Genomic DNA, 19,315 nt, shown 5'->3' with positions numbered 1-19,315 from the left:
TATCTCATGCCGACAGGTACCGTTAAATTCTTCAATGACGACAAGGGCTTCGGCTTCATCACCCCTGAGGGTGGCGGGCAGGACGTTTTTGTTCACGTGTCTGCGCTGCAAAGCGGCGGGTCGCTCCGCGAAGGCGACAAGGTCAGCTTCGAAATCGGACAGGATCGCAAGACCGGAAAATCGAAGGCTGAGAACGTCTCGACCATCTGATCGAAAACCGAAGATGGCCCAGCCTGCGTTGAGCAGGTTGGGCTCGTCGTCATGGCGACCTGCGATGTCGCCCTCTTCCGCAAACGACTCCAGCCGGAGCGTTTCCGCCTGTCCCCATGTCACGAAAACGCTCTATCTTTTTGTTCTGCGCAGTTCCGGGCGCAAGACCGCTCCGCAATATGCCGGAGTTGCTCTATAGTCGATTGGCGCGCAATAAGGTGTCACGAGACAAATATCCCGCAAGCGTCCCATCGGCGGCTCTGACATGCAGTCCCGGCATCTCACCGGAGAGGATGAGTGCCAAGGCGGAAACTCTCGACGAATTCATTGACGGGACGCGCAAGATTTCTTGCGGGTATCACATATTGAAAGCGGCGGCGGCCGTCCGGCATGATCGGTCAGACGATGTTCAGCAGCCCGATCAGGCAAAGCCCGAGAGCCCCTAACGCCAACAGCGACAGCGCCCCCGCTGCGAGGACACGACCGCCGGTATGGGCGACGGATCTGACATCGACGGAGAGGCCCAAAGCCGCCATGGCGGTGACGGTGAAGGCGGCAGAGACAGCCGCCATCCCGGGCAGCAGCGGCGCCGGGATCGCGTCGAGGGAACGAAGCGTCGCCATGGCTGCAAAACCGAGGATGAACCATGGGAGAACATAGCGGAGCTTGACTGGCGAACTGCCGGGACGGCAGCCATGGACTGCGCCGAGCACGAGGATGACGGGTCCGAGCATCATCACGCGGATCAGTTTGACGAGCGTGCCCACCTGAGTGCTGACGGCCCCGGCAGAGGCCGTGGCCGCCAAGACCTGCGGGACAGCATAGGCCGTCAGTCCTGCGAAAACACCATATTGTACGGCGCTGAGACCAAAACCCAGGTGAAGCAGCGGCAGCGTCAGCACTGCACCGATGCCGAGCACTGCGGTAAAGGCTATCGAGGCCGCAATATCGTCCGGTTTGGCGCCGATTACCGGAGCTGCGGCGGCAATTGCAGAATTGCCGCAGATCGAGTTGCCGCAAGCAACCAACGTCGCCAGGCTGGCCGGCAGCCCGAAGAGCCGCCCGATAACAAAGCTTCCGGCCAAAGACAGAGCAACCAGAACGGCAATTCCGCCGACCAGCGGCAGTCCAGCCTGCCTGATGGCAGCCATGCTGAGCGAGGCGCCGAGCAATACGACCGCAATCTCGAGCAAGGTCTTGGCGGCGAATTGGATGCCGGGAATGAAAGTCTGCGGCAGGCAGACCGAGGAGCGCACGGCAATGCCGATCAAAATGGCGAGCACGAGGTTCTCGATCCAATGCGAGCCGAAAACCATCATCTGCAGCTGTTCAAGGAGATACGCAGAGAGCGTGACTGCCGCACACAGGACGAGTCCCGGGAGGACGGCAGGAAGCGACAGGGAACGGGAGGCGGAAACGATCATCGGCGAGACCTTGCGCAAGACTACAATCTCCCACACCCAATTGTCGACTTCCATTGAATAGTTTAGGATCGTTCATTCGCTAAAATCGAACGATTGAATCAATGACGTTTGAACAACTTTCCATTTTTGTCGCGGTTGCGGAACGCGAGCATCTGACCAATGCCGCCTTTGCGATCGGGCTGACGCCCTCAGCCGTCAGCTCGGCTATCCGCAATCTCGAGACCTCCTATGGTGTCGAGCTTTTCCACCGCGTCGGACGCCGCATAGAACTGACATATGAAGGACGGGTGTTTCTGGGGGAGGCAAGAGCGACGCTGGCACGCGCAAAGGCCGCAGCGCTCGTCCTGTCCGATCTCGGCGGCTTGCAAAAGGGTGAACTGGTCGTTTTTGCGAGCCAGACGATCGCCAGCTACTGGCTACCGGCGATGCTGATGCGTTTCAAGATCCGCTACCCGGGCATTGACCTGAAGCTGATGATTGGCAACACGACCACCGCGGCAAAAGCGGTACTCGATGGATTGGCCGAAGTCGGGTTCGTCGAAGGCAGCGTCGATGAGCCAGCGCTGCACGTTCAGCCGCTTGCCAAAGACGAACTCCTTGTCGTCGTCGGTCCGCGCCATCCCTGGGCGCGTGGCAAACCAATTGCACCGGCAGAGCTGGTTTCGGGCACAAAATGGGTCATGCGGGAAAAGGGGTCCGGAACCCGATCGGCTTTCGAGGCGGCGATTTCCAATCTCGGCATAGGCCCAGGAGATCTGGCTGTCGCGCTGCAACTGCCGTCGAACGAGGCGGTCATATCGGCAGCAAGAGAGGGCCTCTGCGCGACGGTCGTTTCGGGAGCCGTGGCAGCACCACTCTTGACGCAAGGTCTCCTGGTCAAGGCGCGCTTCCCTCTGCCGTCCCGCCAATTTGCGATCCTGCGGCATAAACAAAGGCACGCCAGTCGCGCCTCGCTGGCGCTGGAAACGATTTGCTGCGAGGACAAAGCTGCCGAAGTCCAGAATTGGGATGATTGGGCGCTCTAGGCGCCTCATCCGCCACGCCGCCGGCTTGACATCGGCAGTGTTAAGGCAGAAGCCGCACTCGGCCGCGCATGCGCGGCCGTTTTTGCGAGGATGCGAGAGATGACGACCAAGACTGGCTTAGCCGATGCCGGAAACCTGATCATAACAGGCGTCGTGCTGATGCTGCTCGGCGATCTGCTCTTTGCGCTGAACGATGCAATGGGCAAGTGGCTGGTCGCCAGCTTTGCCGTCGGCCAAGTGCTGGTGATCCGCTCGGTCGGCGCCTTCATCGTGCTCGGACCAATGATCCTCCGGCAAGGGCCGATGGCGTTGTTCCGCGTCGAGCAGAAGGGCCTCCAGTTCATCCGGGTCTTCATGGCGACTGTCGATGTCGCCTTGTTCTACGCTGCCGTCGCCTATCTGCCGCTCGCAGATGTGATGACCTTCTATATGGCCGGGCCGATCTACGTTGCTGCGCTCTCGCATTTCTTTCTCGGAGAAAAGATCGGCTGGCGCCGTTGGCTCGCCGTTCTGACCGGCTTCGCAGGCGTCGTCATCGCGCTGCGTCCGTCCACGGCGATGCTGTCGCTTCCATCGCTCTTCGGACTTGCCGGCAGTCTTGCCTTTGCGCTGTCGCTGGTGATGAGCCGCTATCTACGCTCGACCAGCGACACGACGCTCGTGACATGGCAGACGGTCGCGGCGCTCGTCACCGGCATCGTCCTGAGCATCGGTCATTGGCAGCCGGCGGCGCTCATCGATTGGTCCGGCATGCTGCTGCTCGGCGTCGTCGCCTCCTGCGCGCATCTGCTCATCACCCGCTCGCTGAAGCTCGCACCGGCATCGCTGCTCGCGCCGCTGCAATATACGCTGCTGCTCTGGGCGATCGTCCTCGGCTACCTCTTCTTCAATGATATTCCCGATACGCAGATCATCGTCGGTGCCGCAATCATCGTCGTTGCGGGGCTCTTCATCTTCCATCGGAAGAATTTGAAAGAGACGGTTCCGGCCGAAGCCGTCCCGCCCGACGGTCATTGAGAACTGGTGCAATCGCAGCAAAGGCGCGAAGCGGTTTTATAAAGGGCTAGGGCATTTTCGTCACTCGGAAAGACGGAGATGTTCTAGCTCTCATCCGCGGGCGGCTCCTCCCAGCCGAAGACGCTCCGACCGCCGAAATCGGCGGATTGGCGGAATTCGCCGGCGATGATTTCCTTGAGGTCTGGACCCGTCACATAGCGTTCCATCTGCCTGGATTGGTCGTCCAGGCGCTTGAGCGCCTGCAACTCCTCCTCGCGTCCGAGCCTGCCCTTCTGCACCGCCGTTTTCATCACGGCGATCGTCTCATCATAAACCTTGAGCGGGACCGGAAAAGGATGGCGATCCTTGCCGCCATGGGCGATCGAGAAGCGCGCCGGATCGGAAAAACGGCAGGGCGCGCCGTGGACGACTTCCGCCACCATCGCCAACGCCTCCACCGTGCGGGCGCCCACGCCTGGAACGAGTAGCAGCTCTTCGAAATCCGCCGGGCCGCGGTCGGCAGCGGCAGCCAGGTTTCCATGCAGCCGCCGCATGTTGACGTCGCTCTCGCGGACATCGTGATGGGCAGGCATGATCAGGTGCGGCAGCATCGGCTGTGCGGCAGGTTCGGGCGCCGGCTCTTCGGCACGCAGCAAGGCAGCGGCCTCGCGGATGATCCGGTCGGGACCGAGGGTCGCCAGCAGATCGAGCTGACCGCGTCGCGAGCGTTCCGCTCGCCGGTCGGCAAGATTGACGATTTCACCCTGGCTCCGTCCCTCGATTGCCGCATGCGGCGAATCCACGAAGCTCTCCAAGCCTTCGGACAACCAGTGATAGCGCCGGGCCTGCCGCTTGTCGCCGTTCATGCCCTGCTGCACGACCACCCAATGGCCGTCATCGGCGACGATGAACCCGTGCAGATAAAGATCGAACCCGTCCTGAAGGGCGGCGCTGTCGACCTTGGCTATAAGACGGCTCGTGGTCGCAAGCCCCTCGCCGTCGAGACCGACACGCTCGCCAATCGAGACGAGCTCCAGCGGCGTCTTGCGCGAATGCGCGCCGCGGCCGCCGCAAACATGCAGGCCGAGCTCGCCGGCACGCGGCTTCAGCCCGCGTTTCAGCGCGCCGAGAACGCTGGTCGTGATGCCGGAGGAATGCCAGTCCATGCCCATGACCGCGCCGAAGGACTGGAACCAGAAGGGATGCGCCAGCCTGCGCAGGAATTCGTCGCGGCCATAGTGATGGACGACCGCCTCGGTGATCAGCGTCCCGAGCCGCGTCATCCGGTCGCCTAGCCAATGCGGCACGCGTCCTCCGTGAAGGGGAAGATCGGCGCTGCCTGCTCGTTGTGACATTTCGCTGTGTCAATCCTCTATGGCGGGCCGCCGCCCATTGCAACAGCCGCGTCCTGCGGTCGGGAACCCGGTGAAATTCCAGGCGTTTGTTCTCAGTCGAGAGGCCGAGGCAAACATGACCGCATTTGAAACCATGTCCGATCAATCGTACCTGACCCGAACGAAAGCGCAACATCCGTGCGGCGAAAAACAAGAAAGCACGGCACGGCGCCTGCAAGGATATGCGGAAAAGGCTGCTTTCCTGATCAATGGTAACCGCTATTTCTCAGAACTGGCGCGTGCGTTGCGGCAGGCGCGACGCAGAGTTTGGATCATTGGGTGGGATTTCCATCCCGATATTCGGATCGAGCCCGAAAAATCCGACGAAACCTTGGCCGACCTGCTGCATTCCGTAGTAGCGACGAACCCCGACCTCGAAATACGCATCCTCGTTTGGGCGCTGGGGCCGATCTATTCGGACAAATCAATCCAGTTGCTTCGGAAGAAGGATTTTCCAAAGGATGACAGGATCGATCTGCGCTTCGACCTTCCAGGTACAGTACGCGGCTGCCATCATCAAAAGCTCGTCTGCATTGATGATGCCGTCGCCTTCATCGGCGGCATCGATCTGACGTCGCGGCGATGGGACACAAGGAGCCATCGCGTCATGGACAGGTGGCGGCGCGACCCTGGTGGCGAGCCCTACGATCCTCTGCATGACGTTCAGGCGATGACCACTGGCGATGCCGCCCGGATGATCGGCGACATCGCCAGGCGGCGCTGGGAAAACGCCACCGGCGAACGCCACCTGCCGTTGACTGAGAGCGTTCCCTTCACATGGCCCGCCAATCTCGCCGTTTCCATGCAGGAGATCCCGGTCACCTTGGCGCTGACCGAACCGTCGACCGCTTTTCGCAACGGCATCAGCGATGGCATCGCCATGACATTGGACGTCATCGCCCGGGCGCGGCGGCAGCTCTACGTCGAGGCGCAATACCTCGCCTCCTTCCGTGTCGCCGACGCCATTGCCGCGCGGCTGCAGGAGGAGGACGGGCCCGAGGTCATCATCATCTGCACGCGGAGCTCTCACGGCCTGATCGAAAAAATCGTCATGGGCGGCAATCGCGACCGCGTCATCCGTCGCCTCAAACGCGCCGATCGCGCAGCCCGCCTGCGCGTCTACTATCCCGTCGTGCCCGGGCCAGTGCAGAAAAAGGACAACGAGGTGGAGGTGCTCATCCACTCCAAGCTGATGATTGCCGATGATGAGCTGATCCGCATCGGTTCCTCCAATCTCAACAATCGCTCGGAAGGGCTGGATTACGAATGCGACATGCTGTTCGAGGCCGACAGCGGCGAACACCGCCGCGCGATCGCTGATCTGCGTAGCCGGCTTCTGGCGGAATATCTCGGCACCGCCCCGGAGACTTTTGCCGCAGCCTTCATGAGAAGCGGCTCACTGGTCCAGGCAATCGACGCACTCAACGACGGGCCGCGAGGTTTGCGGGAATTCGCCGTCGATCTGTCGGGCAGCATTTCGCCGATTCGGGGTACTGGCCTCTTCGATCCGGCTCGGCCTTTCGCACCCCTAGACCGACTGGGCCTCGGGGCGCTCGTCCGCCTCCTCATCCGCCCCGCGTGATTTCCGCCGGAAGATTACCTCGCTGATAGCAAGGAGCATGGTACCGAGCGCCAGCGGAATGAAGAAATAGGCACAGCGGAATGCAATCAGCGCGCCGATCGACGCCTCCTTCGGCACCGCGTAGGAGACAGTTGCCTCGAGCACGCCGAGACCGCCCGGAACATGCGTTGCGATGATCGCCGAATTGGCGAGCACGTAAGCCGTTACCGATCTGAAGAAGGCAACGTCGCCGAAGGTGGAAAGCATCTGATGCAGACAGGCGGAGACGAACATGAAGTTGATCGTCCCAATTCCGACCTGCGCAACCGCGATCGAAAATCGCGGCAGCTGAAACGACCAGCGCCACAGCCGCAACGTGCCGCGGACGAAAAGCGCCAGAGACGCATAGACGACCGGCACCATCAGCGCCAGTGAACCGAAGACACGGGCGCTTGCAGGATCGATGCGCAACAGGCGCCCGGCATCGCCGGGATTGATAATCATGACGAGGCCGCCGAGCGCGATGAGCCCGAGCCCCACAGTGACACCGCAAAACAAGATGACTTTCGCCACGTCTTCCGTCGTCAGCCCCCAACGCGAATAGTACCGATAGCGGAAGGCGCCGCTGCTTAGTCCGGCAAATCCGATATTGTGGCCGAGCGAAAGGCTGACGAACGAGGCGAGTAGAATGTTCCGGTATGGCAAGGATTTGCCGAGCGAGCGGATCGCCAGGAGGTCGAAGCAACTGAGGCAGAGATAAGATGCCGCCGTAAACAGAAGCGCTGTGCAGAAGGTCAAGAATGGAATGCTGCGAACCGATTGGACGATCTCATCCAGGCTGTACTGTTGGAAGATCCGATAGAGAAGGAAGACCGCAAGACAAAGGGCGGCAATTAATAATCCATTCCAGATTATGCTTTTCAGGCTCATCTATTATCCATTCCGAAGCGCGATGCGCAGATTTTGCGGGCGAGCGCTTCCCCCTGCCTTCGAAGAAAGCACGAAGGCGTTACGTCGATCATCTGGAACGATCAAACGAGTTCTGTGTTCCCCCGAAGGACAATTTCCATGTCCTGGGGGAACGAGCTTTCAGCGGGGCCGATGCCGGATCAATCAATCAAACTCCTGACCTATAATGTGCACAGCTGCATCGGCGGCGACCGGAAGCTCGATCCCGGCCGCATCGCTTCTGTCATCGCCGAGGCGAAGGCTGATATCGTCGCTCTTCAGGAGGTCGATGTTCTCCGGCGCAGGACCGGCGGTGTTGACCAGGCCCATGCGATCGCCTCGCTTTTGAAGATGCAGGCTCATTTCCATCCGGCGCTGTCGATTGCCGAGGAGCAGTATGGCGATGCGATCATCACGGCGCTGCCGACAGGCGCGGTCAAGGCCGGCCCGCTGCCATCCATTGGCGAACAGCGCGGCGCTTTGTCTGTCGAAATACTGGTCGGCGACAGAAAACTGCTGGTCGTCAACACCCATCTCGGCCTTCGTGGCCGCGAGCGCATCCGGCAGATGACGACATTGCTGAACCCCGGCTGGCTGCGCGGCACGGCGGATGAGCCTCTTCCAACCATTCTCTGCGGCGATTTCAACGCCATTCCGTCCTCGGCGACCTACCGACTTGCCGCGCGGTCATTGAAAGACGCCCAGCTCGCAGGCGGCGCCGCGCCGAAAGCGACCTTTCCGTCGCGCTACCCGCTGATGCGCCTCGACCACATCTTCGTCACTGACGATCTCATCGTCAAACAGGCGGCGGTCTTGGAAAGCCGCCTGACAAGGATCGCATCGGACCACCTGCCCCTGCTCGCCGAAATCGGCTTCGCCTGATAGTCATCGGCATTGATGACTTTACCGGGCGAGCTTCCGGTTCATCACCGCCGCCACCAACGGCAGCGCCGTCGTCGCCACGGCTGCCAGAGGCAACCTCATGATGCCGCGCGTGACGACGAAGGCCGCCGCCATAGCACCTGCCAGCTTGAGCCAGGGCTGATTGCCGAGCTGCGCATGGGCGCTGGCATCAGCCCATCGGACGTTCTCCGTAACAACGGTCGCGGCCTGATGTTTGATCACGTGAAGGCGAGCCCGTAGGTTTTCGAGTTCTTCTCTCAGTTCTTGCAAACGGCCTTCCAAGACATGACCTTCGTAGATCTGGAGGGGCTCCTCGACGGTGTCTGCAACGGAAGCATAACCACCGAGCGTCGCAATATATGCCCGATATTCGGCCTCGCTGGCGAAACCCTCACGTCTAATAAGATCAGGGTTGATGCTCGCCTCTTCAAAGGAGGCCGGCGCGATTTCCACACCGTCGTGCATATCCTTGTTTGTGCCGGTGTCCCCGAGTTCGTCCTTGAACATGATGCGTCTCCAGTTGTTCCTGGCGATAGAACGCTCGAGGGCTCAGAAGGATGCATCGGCCTCCGCTCCTGCCTTCATCTTCGCGAGGCGCTGAAACGCTCCGGCCGAAAGTCCGCCAGCAGCTGATGGCGGCGTCCAGTGCCGATCTCGTCCGCCAGCAGTTCGCCGGCAATTAGGCCGAGGGTGGCGCCGCTATGGCTGAAAGCGACGAAATAACCCGGGATCGACGGCAGTTCGCCGAAGACGGGCTCGCCGTCGCCCGGAATGGGCTTCGGCCCGACCCCATAATCTTCGACCTCCAGCGCCGGATTGCCTTCGAGAACCCTGGAGGCCTCGCGCAGCAGCCCCTCCAGCGTCGATTGTCTGATTTCGTAGCTGCCGTCGGGCCTGACACTCACCTCTTCCTCGGACCAGGCGGAATCGAGCGCGAAGCCACCGTTGGGCGTCGGCCGGATGGCGACGCGAGGGGTATTGAGCACGGCCTTCAGCGGGTGGCGGATCGGCTTGGTCCGGACGAGAAGCGCGACGGGCGTTGCATCGCCGATATGCTGGCCGACCTCGGCCACGATTGGGGGGACGTCGCCGCCGGCAGCGAGCAGCACGGCATCCGCATCGCGGCGCATGCCGTCTGCCGTGATCACGCCACGGGCACGCCCGCTTTCGACGTCTACCGTCGCGCGACCCGCGTCCGTGATGATCTCGCCCCCCAACGTGCGGTATTCCTGCGCCAGCACGCCGATCAAGGACGGAAGATCGACCCAGCCCTCCCCGGGATTGAAGATCGCGCCTTGGCGCGTCACAGTACTCGCGTCCACACCTGGCGTTACCCCAGCAATTCTTTCCGGGGAGAGCCATTGCGCGTGATAGCCTAGCTCACGCTCATAGTCGAAGACCTCGGCGATCTCGTTGCTGGCATCGTCCGCATCCCAGGTCAAGCCGCCGTTGAAGCGCAGCCACGGCGCGTCGGGATTCCGGACAGCCAGCGTGCGGTAGCGATCTATGCCGGCCAACCGCAGCCGGTGATAGGCCTCGGTGCGTTTGCGTGCCGAGTTGAGCCAGGCGAGCGAACGGCCGGAGGCGCCATTGGCAAGCGGGCCGTCATTGACGAGCACGGTGCGGACCCCGAGCCGTGCCAGATGGACAGCGGTCGAGACGCCAAAGATGCCGCCACCGATGACGACGACCTTGGAAGGCTTGATGGAAGCGTTCATGTCGATAACCTTGTTTTCTGCTCTTACTAGATGAAATCCGGCGCGCCGGCGTGAGGACGACCGGGAGCACCATGCGTTGCCTCAGGCGCTTCAGAGAACTTCAGCAAGGAAGCGCTTCAGCCGCTCGCTTCGGGGATTGTCGAAGATCTGCTGCGGGCAGCCCGCCTCGACGATGCGGCCCTCATCCATGAAGACGACCTGATCGGCCACCCTGCGCGCAAATCCCATCTCATGCGTCACCACGGCCATCGTCATGCCCTGGCGGCCGAGAGCGGCCATCAGGTCGAGCACACCTTTCACCAGTTCGGGATCGAGCGCACTCGTCACTTCGTCAAACAGCATGATCTCCGGATCCATGGCCAGCGCGCGTGCGATGGCGACGCGCTGCTGCTGCCCACCCGACAGACCTGCCGGCCGATGATCCCTGCGTTCTGCGAGACCGACCTCGGCCAGCCGTGCCTCCGCGATGAGCCGCGCCTCCTGCCTCGGCATCTTCTTGATCTTGGTCAGCGAAAGCATGACGTTTTCGAGTGCCGTGTGGTCGGGAAACAGGTTGAAGTGCTGGAACACCATCCCCACGCGCCGGCGCAGCCTCTCTTGCTTCATCGCCAGGATGCTCTCGCCATCGAGCAGGATGTCGCCGCTTTTCGGTTCGACAAGCCTGTTCATGCAGCGCAGCAGCGTCGATTTCCCCGAGCCGGAAGGGCCGATGATGCAGGTGACGGTGCCGGCGGCGATGTCGAGATCGACACCCTTGAGCACGTCGAGATCGCCATAGGCCATGGTGAGGTCGCGGATGTTCAGGACGCCGCCTTTGAAGCGCGGTGTCCTCTCCTCGGCCGTGCCCGTGGGGTGGGGGCCGGCAGCGGCCCGCAATTCGCTTACCTCGACCAATCCGCTCGCAGCACCCGAGCCGCGGCCTTGTTTTCCGAGGCGCAGTCTCGCATCAATATAATTGACAAAGTGGGTCAGCGGCACGGTGATGACGAGATAGAAGACGCCCGCCAACAGCAGCGGTGACAGATTGCCCGTGACCACCGCCTGATCTTGCCCAACACGGAAGATTTCCCGCTCGGAGGCGAGCAATCCCAGGAAGTAGACAAGGCTGGAATCCTTGACGTTTCCGATGAATTGATTGACCAGCGCCGGCAGAACGCGCCTGATGCCTTGTGGAATGACGATCAGGCGCATGCCCTGGCCGTGGCTCATGCTGAGCGCCCGGCAGGCTTCCATCTGGCCGCGCTCGATGCTTTGAATGCCGGACCGGAAGATTTCGCCTATATAGGCTCCGGCAATCAGGCTGAGCGCCAGGATGCCGAGCGGAAATGGAGACGGACCGAAGATCTCGCGTCCGATCCGGGCAAAACCCTGGCCGATGATCAGGATCGTGACGATCGCGGGCAGCCCGCGGAAGATATCGGTGTAGATGCGCGCCGGCAGCCGCAGCCAGCGGGATTGCGAGATGCCCATCACAGCAAGCGCCATCCCGATGATGACGCCGAGCACGGTAGAGGCGGCGGCCAGGATCAGCGTGTTCTTCAGGCCGACGCTGATCATGCTCGGCAGAACGTCCGCCATGGCGTCCCAGTCCAGGAAGCTGCGGCGCAGATTTTCAAGCCAGTTCATTCAGATCCCCATGAATTCTTGCCCGGCGCAGACGCCGCCGTCCGGCAGAGCCTTGGTAAGCCGCCCACCATGAGCGGGCGGCTTGCGGCGTCACTTCTTGGGAAGATATTGTTCCGGCATCGGTGAGCCGGGGAACCACTTTTCGTAAAGGGTCTTCCAGGTGCCATCCTGCATCGCGTCGTGAAGCGCGCCGTTCAACGCCGTCAGGAAGGCATCATTTCCTTTTCGGACCACGAAGCCTGCCGGCGCATCGAAGGACGGGATGTTTACCGCAACCTTCAGTGCGGGATAGCGCTCGCCATATTGCTTGGCAGCCTCGTAGTCGAGAAAATGCGCATCGACCGTTCCGTTGTTGAGCGCGGCCACGCCGGAATTGTTGTCGGGGAATTTCACCAGATCAGTTCCCCCGAAATTCTTGGCTGCATAGACTTCCTGCAAGGTTCCCTGCACGACGCCGAGACGCTTGCCCTTGAGGCCATCGGCATCCTTGATACCGGCATCCGGGGTCAGGACGGAGAGATAACCGGCGAGATAGCCGTCGGAAAAGTCGACGGTCTTCTTGCGGGCTTCGGAGGTTCCGATCGCTGCAACGGCAACGTCGAACCTTTCGTTTGCGACCGACGGCAGGAGTGCAGAAAATTCCTGGCCCGTGAACGTCACCTTGTCTTTTGGAAAGCCGAGGCGGGAGACGACGTTGAGAAACAGTTCGATATCGAAACCGGTGAACTGGCCGTCCGCAGTCGCAAACGTATAGGGCTTGGAATCGCCCATCGTGCCAACGCTGATGGTCCCTGGCTCGATCAGGTTATAGGGATTGTCAGCCGCCGCTGCGGAGCCTGCGCCCATCGCAAGAAGGCATGTTAAAAGGCCAGCGCGCAATGGGGCGAGGGTGGCCACGAATGATTCAAAAGGCTTCATGTTCGTTCTCCGCTCTGAAAGGAATGCTCTTGTCGGCATCGTCGGGTCGCCCTGCCCCGCCACATATGCGGCTAAAGGCTTCCTGGACAAGATACCGGTCTCCCGTATAAAGAGACCGGTCTCATAACATATTTGATATCCGTCAATTGACCGGTAGTCAACAACTCTTGTAGTCCTCAGCTCATGGAAGATTCCGCTCATCCGAAACGTTCAGTCACGGTCGCCGACGTCGCGAAGGCCGCAAAGGTCTCGAAGGCGACGGCCGCCCGCGTTCTCGGCGGCTACGGCGTGGTCAGCGCCAAGGTCACAGATCAGGTCATGGCGGCTGCCGCCGCCCTCGAATACCGCCCGAACGAGCTCGCCCGAAGCATGAGCACCGGAAGATCCGGCATCATCGGGGTCGTGGTCGGCGATATCGAGAACGCTTTCTTCAGCCTGGCGGTGCGCGGCATCAGCGATGCGGCCCGTCTTGCGGGCTTCAACGTCATCATCGCGAATTCGGGCGAAGAGCTGGATGCGGAAAAATCAGCCGTCGACCTCCTGATCGGCAAACGCGTCGATGGCCTGATCGTCACGCCTGCCCGTTGCGACAGCGTCGATCATCTCCAGCACGTCCGCCGCGCCGGCGTGCCATTGGTTCTGTTCGACCGGGCCATCCCGGAACTCGAAGTCGACGCCGTGACCGGCGACGACCGGAATGCGGCCATCACCGCGACCCGGTACCTGATCGGGCGAGGACATCGCCGCCTCGCCTACGTCTCTGCCATGGATGCCGGCGACGGTGGGCTCACCGATATTGGGTGGATCTCGAATTCCGCCGTGCGCGAACGCGTGGAGGGTTTTGTCAGCGTGCTGACCGAGGCGGGTTTGTCGAGCCCTCTTCATTATGTCAGGCTTGGCGCTACCGACCAGCATCAGACGGACGCCGTGATCAAACGCCTACTCTCGGATGGATCGCCGCCAACGGCGCTGCTAGCTTCAGACAGCCTCGTCGGTTTGCGCATCTTCAAATCGCTGCAGTCGCTCGGCCTGTCGATCCCCAAGGACGTCTCGATGATTTCGTTTCTCGACGCGGACTGGACCAGCGTCACCGTTCCGCCGATCACCATCGTCGACCAGCGCGTCTATGAGATGGGCAAGCTTGCCGGCGAACGGCTCGTCGCCCGCATCGAACGCACCCCCCTTGCCGTCGAACATCTGCGCGTCAGCACGAACCTCGTCGTGCGCGGTTCTGTCGCGACGATCGACCGGTGAGATCGCGGCTAATCATAGAGCTCGCCGTGACCGATCTGCGCCTGTCTGGCTGGTGTGTCGCTGATCGAGGGATCGTCGGCCGGATCGGGATCTCTCTTGTTGGCATCGCTCATAAACTGCGCGGCCTTAAGCAATGCCGCGGTGATTTCTTCGGTGCCCCATCCGGCTTCATTGGCAGCTGCGATCACCCTTTCCAAAGCGTCGCGTGCGGCAGCGGTCGCCTCTTCGAAGCGCTGCGCGGGGAATTCGGTCTTCGGTGATGGAAAGTTCATCGGCGTTCCCTCCATGTGTATGGCAGTTGGAGGATGAACGCAGGTCGCGGGAAATGGATGCACGACTATGGTGATTTAACCAGCGGAAGCCGGTTCGTACCCAACCGAAAACGGTCGACGACGTCTTTCCCGCGTCAGATGACGGTCTGCAATAGAAACGGCGAGCGCTCCACTGGACGCTGGGCAAGAATCCTCAGCATTGCGGGGCCTTGTATGCCACTGGTCGTGCGCGAACGACCGTCGTGATAGACTACGGTCATGACCTGATTGAGAATATCGTACCTGATCTGTGCGATCGTTCGGGTGTGAACCGGAAAAATGAATTCATCGGGGCTAATTTCCAGCCCGGTGGTTTTCAAGGTCATCGCGATGCCTCAGCAACAATAGACATTTCGGCCCGACCGATGGTCTGAGCCCAACGGCGCCTATCAAGCACATATTGCTGCGACGGTCGCGTGACATCGGCGTGACACGCAGAATCGAGATAATCAAATGCGGGCCGCGGGTCTCGTAGCCGTCGGTCGGAAGCCTGGCGATGAGCCGTCAGTGCACCGTTCTGCAGATTGCGTGCACGTGGGCACCTTTTAGCGAATATTCAACCGAGCGGACCAGCGAGCGGACGGCCTCGTCCACATTGAAAACAATGTCTCCGAGTCGCTCAATCTCATAGTCGAGCTCGTACACTTCTACCTCGTCAAACTCTTCACTCTGCAGCATCCGCCGCATCGCCTCGATCAGACGCTCCGTCTGCCCAACGATATCAAGTGCACTTCTCACGATAATATCGAACATGTAATCCCTCGCTGATGATGGAGCGTCGGGCATATCGATGATTTTCGCAATCCTGAAATCTTGTTAGAGCCGGTCGCGGACAGAGTCATAGAGCTCGCGCAATTCGTCCAGTGCCGGCCGATAGCGATAGCGCCGCGGCGGCTCTGCACGACGTCCGGTGAAGATAAGCGCTAACGCGCCACATACAGCCGCCACCACGACCAATGTCGAGACCGGGTGATGCTTCACCGCCGCCTGCGTCTGCCGCATTGCGTCGCCGGCATTCCCCTTGGCCGATTGGGCGGCGTTGGCCACCCGCTGCTGGAGCGCGTCGATTTGTTTTCGCAGCGCGCTCAGGTCTTCCTGCAGATCAGACTCTGCCTGCCTTGGAACTCCGACGGAGGCGGTATTCGTATCAATGATGGCTTTTGGCACGGGCTCGCCAATTTTGGCTCCCGTGGTGTCGAGTGTTTTCGTTGCTGTGCTCTTGCGGGGCGGCATGATCATTCTCCTTCCTAATCTCTCAAGGCAACTGCTCGTTTTAGTCGTCGTCGAGCGAGAAAACCGGGCGGTAATGGCGCTCCGCGATAAGCAAGCTCCTGTCGGGTCGGATGACGTAGATTTCCTCAACCTCGCGTCCCCATTGATCGGTGAAGGTGTGCGGGAAGGATGAACCTGCGGGCGACTTCGTCAACTTGGTGCGGGGCTGGCCACCATAAGTGATGCTGCCAGGAATGGGAGCGAGGCCTGACGACGAATAACCGCCTACACTCGTCGTGCAGCTTGTCAGCACAAGGGCGAAAACCAGCGCAAATCCTATCCTTAGCTGCATCGGAACCTTCACTTCTTCCTGTCCCCCGAGTGTTGCTCGTCTTTCGCCAAGGTAACCAGGCTTGAGGGACATTTGTTCCAGAATTTGCCTGAGACATGAGACAGGCGAGGCTCCCGATTGAACCGGAACAACCCCGTCATCGCGTAGCTCGGTCAGCAAAGGAGATACGCTGTTGCGGATTGCTGACTGGCGCAGCCAATCGACAATCGTAAGGGCGCCAAGGCGCTGGGACTTGTCAGCGGTATTAAATCAGGAATCGCACTGATGAAAGAATAGGATTTGCACGAGGGACTAAGAACAACCCGAACGCAGCATCAGCGTCCCAGCGGTACCGGCGCAAGGACGAGTCGGCAGCGGCGGACGCCGCTGCCGCTACAGCTCATCGCTGCGACGCTTCACTGCGTGCTTCAGCGCAATCAGATGTTTGCGCCGCTCAAGCATATAGTCGGCATAGCCGACACAGATAAACAGCAATGTCGGGCCGGCGAAGATGACGATGAGAGCCAATGCAACAAGAATGAATGCGGTCGTCATGGTCTGTGTTCCATCATATTGGTCATGTTGTGCGGAAGGACCTCGTGCCTTCCGCCGATCAGTTTCCACCGCTGCGGCTGCCGCTCACTTTCGCTTCGGGTCGTGGCTGTGATGGCGATCATGCTCACCGCCACCGCCTGAGACCTTGCTTTGCGTGCGCCTGTCCGGCTCTGCCGCCGGCTTGGGTATTTCGAGCGGAGCCTTTGCGTTTTCATGCGATGCGCCGGGGCCACCCTGACGGATGGTCGACGGGCTCTTCTTCGATGTAGACATCGATGCCTCCTACCGGTCCTGCTGGTTACCCTGATGGGTCGTATTGATCTTGCTATTGCCTTGCTGCCCCTTCTTGTCGGGGTTTTCAGCGCTGCTTGCCATTTCGGCATCGTCAGCACTGGTCCTTGCTCGCTTGCCAGCGACGCCCTTGCCGCTGACATTCTCGGCTGGAACGGGGGGTAACCTGCTGCTCATCAACGTCTCCTCATTCAGGATCTCGATTGGCGCTGTGATCTGAATATTGCTCAGTCTGGACCGTCTTGCTGTCGAGGCCGCGCTCCTTGGAGTGCCGGGCCTTGTCGCGGTTGGAAAGGACCATGTTTTCGGGAAGCTGCTCCTCGTCGAGATTGGTCATCGCGCCGCTGCCGTCGCCCTTCCCCTTCGCTCCGGCGCCAATATGTTTTCGGTCGGCATTTGCCATAGTCTTTCTCCCTTCGGTTATCAGGTCAAACAATCAAAACCCGCGGAGGTTCCGCCTGAAAAACAAATCGCGACAGCAAGGGCGGGTGTTCCTACGATTTGTCCAGATGCCTGCGCAGTTCGTCCTTATGGATGAAGTGATCGGTTTTGCCCGGCTCATGATCGGGATGTGAAACCTCCACATCGAGTTCATCAGGAAGCGCGATCGCCTGTTTGGCGTTCATGATGCCCAGCGCAATTCGCCCTTCTTCGGTATCTACGGCGACTTCGACCAGCTGTTTCTTAGAAATCATCTCGAGGATCCTCATCCTTGCCTATTCAGAATCCGCCCATCTGCTATTCGTTCCCTCGCCCCTCGATTTTGCGGCCTTTCTTCTCCCATCGCCGCCGTTACGCGCTTGAGTAGCGGACTCGACGTCATATCCTCGAGCAACACCGATAGCTTCGGCCTCCAGTTCGGATAGCTGTCACTCGTGCCTGGAATATTGGTCGGCTTTTTCTCGTCGGTGAGATCGGCAAGACGCACTGCGGCGAGAAGCGATGGAGTCCTGGCAATGAAGCGATAGGCGCTGACGGTCAGTTCCCGCAGCGCCTCCCGACTTGCCCGCGCGGTAAGCCCAGCGGGCAGGTCGAGGCCGGCCGCCGTGAGCGCCGCCTTCAGGCTTCTCCGCTCGCGCTTACGATGTTCGAGATGTCTTTCGGTAAGATCCGGCGGCACGATGCCGTGATCGCACCGGTCCTGAATGTCGGCGCCGCGCCACCAACCGGCAAGGGTCCGGTGGTCGTGCGTCGAAATGCAGGCCAAAGCGAGCACGGGATAGGTGTCCGCCGGCTTGAAGCCCTTCTCGTCCTGTTCATAGGAAAGGATGCGGTAGGAGAGAATGTGGGCTGCCGCCAGATCGTCCTGCAATCCCTTGGGGATCAGTCCCAGGTCTTCTCCGATGACGAGGCACCGATGCTCGGCGGACACTTCTGCGAGGATCTGCAGGAGCCGATCCTGGGGATAGCGGACATAAGCGCCGTCGTCTGGTTTGCTGCCCAATGGCACCAGGAAGAGGCGGCGAAGCGCTGCGGCGTGGTCGATACGAATGGCGCCCGCATAGCGCATGGCAGCGCTCACCATGCGCCGGAAAGGCGACATTTCTCCTGCCGCGATCGCGGAAGGCAGGTACCCAGCGAGGTGCCAGTCCTGTCCATCTATGGCGAAGGGATCGGGTGGGCTGCCGATCGTGGCCTTCGAGAGATAGATATACGGCTCGCTCCATGTCGCCGAGCCGTCGACCGCCTCCCCGACGGCAAGATCGAGATAGAGTCCGATCCGCAGGCCGGCCTTCCGCGCCCGGTCCGCTGCCTGCATCAGCTGCCGATGGGCGAGCCATTGCAACCACATGTGAAAGCGCACATCGTCCGCGTGTCCACGCTCGAATTCGGCGACGGCTGCGCTGTCAAAGCGCTGGAAATCCGCCGGCCACCGTTGCCAGCCAGCGCCCGCCCCCCGCTCGACCATGGAAAACGAAAGGCATTCGAAAAGCGCGTGCAGCCGCAAGCTGTTTCCTCCTTGCGCGACGAAGGCATCGAAATCAGCCGGATCATAAGCCTCGTCGATCACGCTGCGCCTTCGCCAGGCCGGCCAGAGATCGCGAAGAGCCTTCAACTTGATCTCTGCGACGCCGACGTAGTCGACGAGATCGGTTTGGCGAAGGCTTGCCAATTTCCGTTCGAGTTCCGGGTCACAGGCAAAACCCGGCAACCGGTCGACCGCGACATAGAGTGGGTTGAGATGCTGGCGGCTCGAGGGCTCGTAGGGACTGCAACGCTCGGGATCGGCGAGAAACGGCGCGTGAAGCGGGGTGAGGCCGATGAAATCGGCGCCCAGCGATCCCGCGAGATCCGCCATATCCGAGAGATCCTCGAAGTCTCCTATGCCCCAGTTACGTGCCGAACGGAGTTCGTAAAGCTGCAGGCTTATGCCCCAGACCGGCGTTTTGGAAAGGAAATCCGGCAGAAATGACCTGGCGATCTTCTTGGCCGCAGGCTGCCGCCGCGGCGCACCGATCTCGTGATCAGCCGCTCCCGCCAAGTCGATCTTCAGTGCCTGAAGGATCTTGCGTTTGGTCTCGCCTGATATCGCCACCTCCTGATTGTCGGGACTGGGCCTGGTCAGGCCGATGCCGTGCCGGCGGGCGAGCTTGTCGAGGTCAGCAGATTTCATCGTTCGATCGCCTTCCTGTCAGCG

At 60.9% G+C, this 19,315-nt stretch carries 24 protein-coding genes; 6 read left to right on the top strand and 18 right to left on the bottom strand.

Features of this window, described 5'->3' with window-relative positions; translation table 11 throughout:
* Positions 1-6 precede the first annotated feature (6 nt).
* Positions 7-210: a cold-shock protein gene (locus ACIPSK_RS06220; RefSeq protein WP_017967409.1), complete on the top strand. Its 204-nt coding sequence runs from the start codon at positions 7-9 to the stop codon at positions 208-210.
* A 398-nt stretch (positions 211-608) separates the two neighbouring features.
* Here ACIPSK_RS06220 and ACIPSK_RS06215 read toward each other — a convergent pair whose 3' ends face one another.
* Positions 609-1,670: a YeiH family protein gene (locus ACIPSK_RS06215; protein ID WP_446532686.1), complete on the bottom strand. Its 1,062-nt coding sequence runs from the start codon at positions 1,668-1,670 to the stop codon at positions 609-611.
* Positions 1,671-1,735: 65 nt separating this feature from the next.
* Here ACIPSK_RS06215 and ACIPSK_RS06210 point away from each other — a divergent pair, with 65 nt between their 5' ends.
* On the top strand, positions 1,736-2,659 hold the full coding sequence (locus tag ACIPSK_RS06210) for a LysR family transcriptional regulator (RefSeq protein WP_446532685.1): 924 nt from the start codon (positions 1,736-1,738) through the stop codon (positions 2,657-2,659).
* Positions 2,660-2,758: 99 nt separating this feature from the next.
* Complete coding sequence (locus ACIPSK_RS06205; RefSeq protein WP_162116363.1) at positions 2,759-3,676, top strand: DMT family transporter; 918 nt, start codon at positions 2,759-2,761, stop codon at positions 3,674-3,676.
* Positions 3,677-3,759: 83 nt separating this feature from the next.
* On the opposite strand, the gene ACIPSK_RS06200 is transcribed toward ACIPSK_RS06205, so the two are convergent.
* Positions 3,760-5,010, bottom strand: a complete 1,251-nt coding sequence (locus ACIPSK_RS06200) for a DUF763 domain-containing protein (RefSeq protein ID WP_162116362.1) — start codon at positions 5,008-5,010, stop codon at positions 3,760-3,762.
* Positions 5,011-5,125: 115 nt separating this feature from the next.
* Here ACIPSK_RS06200 and ACIPSK_RS06195 point away from each other — a divergent pair, with 115 nt between their 5' ends.
* The gene (locus tag ACIPSK_RS06195; RefSeq protein WP_446532684.1) at positions 5,126-6,631 is read left to right on the top strand and encodes a phospholipase D-like domain-containing protein; all 1,506 of its coding nucleotides are present in this window, start codon (positions 5,126-5,128) and stop codon (positions 6,629-6,631) included.
* Here the strand turns inward: ACIPSK_RS06195 and ACIPSK_RS06190 are convergent.
* Positions 6,578-7,540 (bottom strand): lysylphosphatidylglycerol synthase domain-containing protein, encoded by a 963-nt coding sequence (locus tag ACIPSK_RS06190; protein WP_446532683.1) that lies wholly within the window; start codon positions 7,538-7,540, stop codon positions 6,578-6,580. The genes ACIPSK_RS06195 and ACIPSK_RS06190 overlap by 54 nt on opposite strands.
* A gap of 171 nt (positions 7,541-7,711) precedes the next feature.
* Between ACIPSK_RS06190 and ACIPSK_RS06185 the strand changes: the two genes are divergently transcribed.
* Positions 7,712-8,440 (top strand): endonuclease/exonuclease/phosphatase family protein, encoded by a 729-nt coding sequence (locus ACIPSK_RS06185; protein ID WP_170256693.1) that lies wholly within the window; start codon positions 7,712-7,714, stop codon positions 8,438-8,440.
* Positions 8,441-8,461: 21 nt separating this feature from the next.
* Here the strand turns inward: ACIPSK_RS06185 and ACIPSK_RS06180 are convergent, their stop codons facing one another.
* The 4 genes from ACIPSK_RS06180 to ACIPSK_RS06165 all read right to left on the bottom strand — a co-directional run bounded on the left by ACIPSK_RS06180 (position 8,462) and on the right by ACIPSK_RS06165 (position 12,723).
* Positions 8,462-8,968, bottom strand: coding sequence for a hypothetical protein (locus ACIPSK_RS06180; RefSeq protein WP_407751225.1), 507 nt, complete (start codon positions 8,966-8,968; stop codon positions 8,462-8,464).
* A 74-nt stretch (positions 8,969-9,042) separates the two neighbouring features.
* On the bottom strand, positions 9,043-10,179 hold the full coding sequence (locus ACIPSK_RS06175) for an NAD(P)/FAD-dependent oxidoreductase (RefSeq protein ID WP_407751226.1): 1,137 nt from the start codon (positions 10,177-10,179) through the stop codon (positions 9,043-9,045).
* A gap of 90 nt (positions 10,180-10,269) precedes the next feature.
* Positions 10,270-11,805, bottom strand: coding sequence for an amino acid ABC transporter permease/ATP-binding protein (locus ACIPSK_RS06170; protein WP_446532682.1), 1,536 nt, complete (start codon positions 11,803-11,805; stop codon positions 10,270-10,272).
* 90 nt (positions 11,806-11,895) lie between these two features.
* Entirely contained in the window at positions 11,896-12,723 is an 828-nt protein-coding gene (locus ACIPSK_RS06165; RefSeq protein ID WP_446532681.1) for an ABC transporter substrate-binding protein, read from the bottom strand.
* 183 nt (positions 12,724-12,906) lie between these two features.
* Here ACIPSK_RS06165 and ACIPSK_RS06160 point away from each other — a divergent pair, with 183 nt between their 5' ends.
* A complete protein-coding gene (locus ACIPSK_RS06160) occupies positions 12,907-13,977 on the top strand; it encodes a LacI family DNA-binding transcriptional regulator (RefSeq protein WP_162116355.1) in 1,071 nt (356 codons plus the stop codon).
* A gap of 8 nt (positions 13,978-13,985) precedes the next feature.
* On the opposite strand, the gene ACIPSK_RS06155 is transcribed toward ACIPSK_RS06160, so the two are convergent.
* From ACIPSK_RS06155 to malQ, 11 genes are all read right to left on the bottom strand, one after another.
* Entirely contained in the window at positions 13,986-14,249 is a 264-nt protein-coding gene (locus ACIPSK_RS06155) for a hypothetical protein (RefSeq protein WP_017967425.1), read from the bottom strand.
* Between the two features lie 134 nt (positions 14,250-14,383).
* Positions 14,384-14,614, bottom strand: a complete 231-nt coding sequence (locus ACIPSK_RS06150) for a hypothetical protein (protein WP_162116354.1) — start codon at positions 14,612-14,614, stop codon at positions 14,384-14,386.
* Positions 14,615-14,792: 178 nt separating this feature from the next.
* Complete coding sequence (locus tag ACIPSK_RS06145) at positions 14,793-15,041, bottom strand: hypothetical protein (protein ID WP_026154490.1); 249 nt, start codon at positions 15,039-15,041, stop codon at positions 14,793-14,795.
* Positions 15,042-15,104: 63 nt separating this feature from the next.
* Positions 15,105-15,521, bottom strand: a complete 417-nt coding sequence (locus ACIPSK_RS06140; protein ID WP_162116404.1) for a hypothetical protein — start codon at positions 15,519-15,521, stop codon at positions 15,105-15,107.
* Between the two features lie 40 nt (positions 15,522-15,561).
* Entirely contained in the window at positions 15,562-15,852 is a 291-nt protein-coding gene (locus tag ACIPSK_RS06135) for a hypothetical protein (RefSeq protein ID WP_162116403.1), read from the bottom strand.
* A gap of 372 nt (positions 15,853-16,224) precedes the next feature.
* On the bottom strand, positions 16,225-16,386 hold the full coding sequence (locus ACIPSK_RS06130; RefSeq protein ID WP_017967429.1) for a hypothetical protein: 162 nt from the start codon (positions 16,384-16,386) through the stop codon (positions 16,225-16,227).
* A gap of 84 nt (positions 16,387-16,470) precedes the next feature.
* Positions 16,471-16,659, bottom strand: coding sequence for a hypothetical protein (locus ACIPSK_RS06125; protein ID WP_407751229.1), 189 nt, complete (start codon positions 16,657-16,659; stop codon positions 16,471-16,473).
* A 9-nt stretch (positions 16,660-16,668) separates the two neighbouring features.
* Positions 16,669-16,854 (bottom strand): hypothetical protein, encoded by a 186-nt coding sequence (locus ACIPSK_RS06120; RefSeq protein ID WP_017967431.1) that lies wholly within the window; start codon positions 16,852-16,854, stop codon positions 16,669-16,671.
* A gap of 10 nt (positions 16,855-16,864) precedes the next feature.
* Positions 16,865-17,080 (bottom strand): hypothetical protein, encoded by a 216-nt coding sequence (locus ACIPSK_RS06115; RefSeq protein ID WP_017967432.1) that lies wholly within the window; start codon positions 17,078-17,080, stop codon positions 16,865-16,867.
* A gap of 91 nt (positions 17,081-17,171) precedes the next feature.
* Positions 17,172-17,372, bottom strand: coding sequence for a hypothetical protein (locus ACIPSK_RS06110; RefSeq protein WP_026154492.1), 201 nt, complete (start codon positions 17,370-17,372; stop codon positions 17,172-17,174).
* 11 nt (positions 17,373-17,383) lie between these two features.
* Positions 17,384-19,291: a 4-alpha-glucanotransferase gene (gene malQ, locus ACIPSK_RS06105; protein ID WP_407751230.1), complete on the bottom strand. Its 1,908-nt coding sequence runs from the start codon at positions 19,289-19,291 to the stop codon at positions 17,384-17,386.
* Positions 19,292-19,315 lie beyond the last annotated feature (24 nt).

This window comes from Rhizobium sp. LARHSG275 (assembly GCF_052871115.1).
The sequence above is the reverse complement of the archived record's forward strand: the minus strand, read 5'-3'. Positions and strand labels throughout refer to the sequence as shown.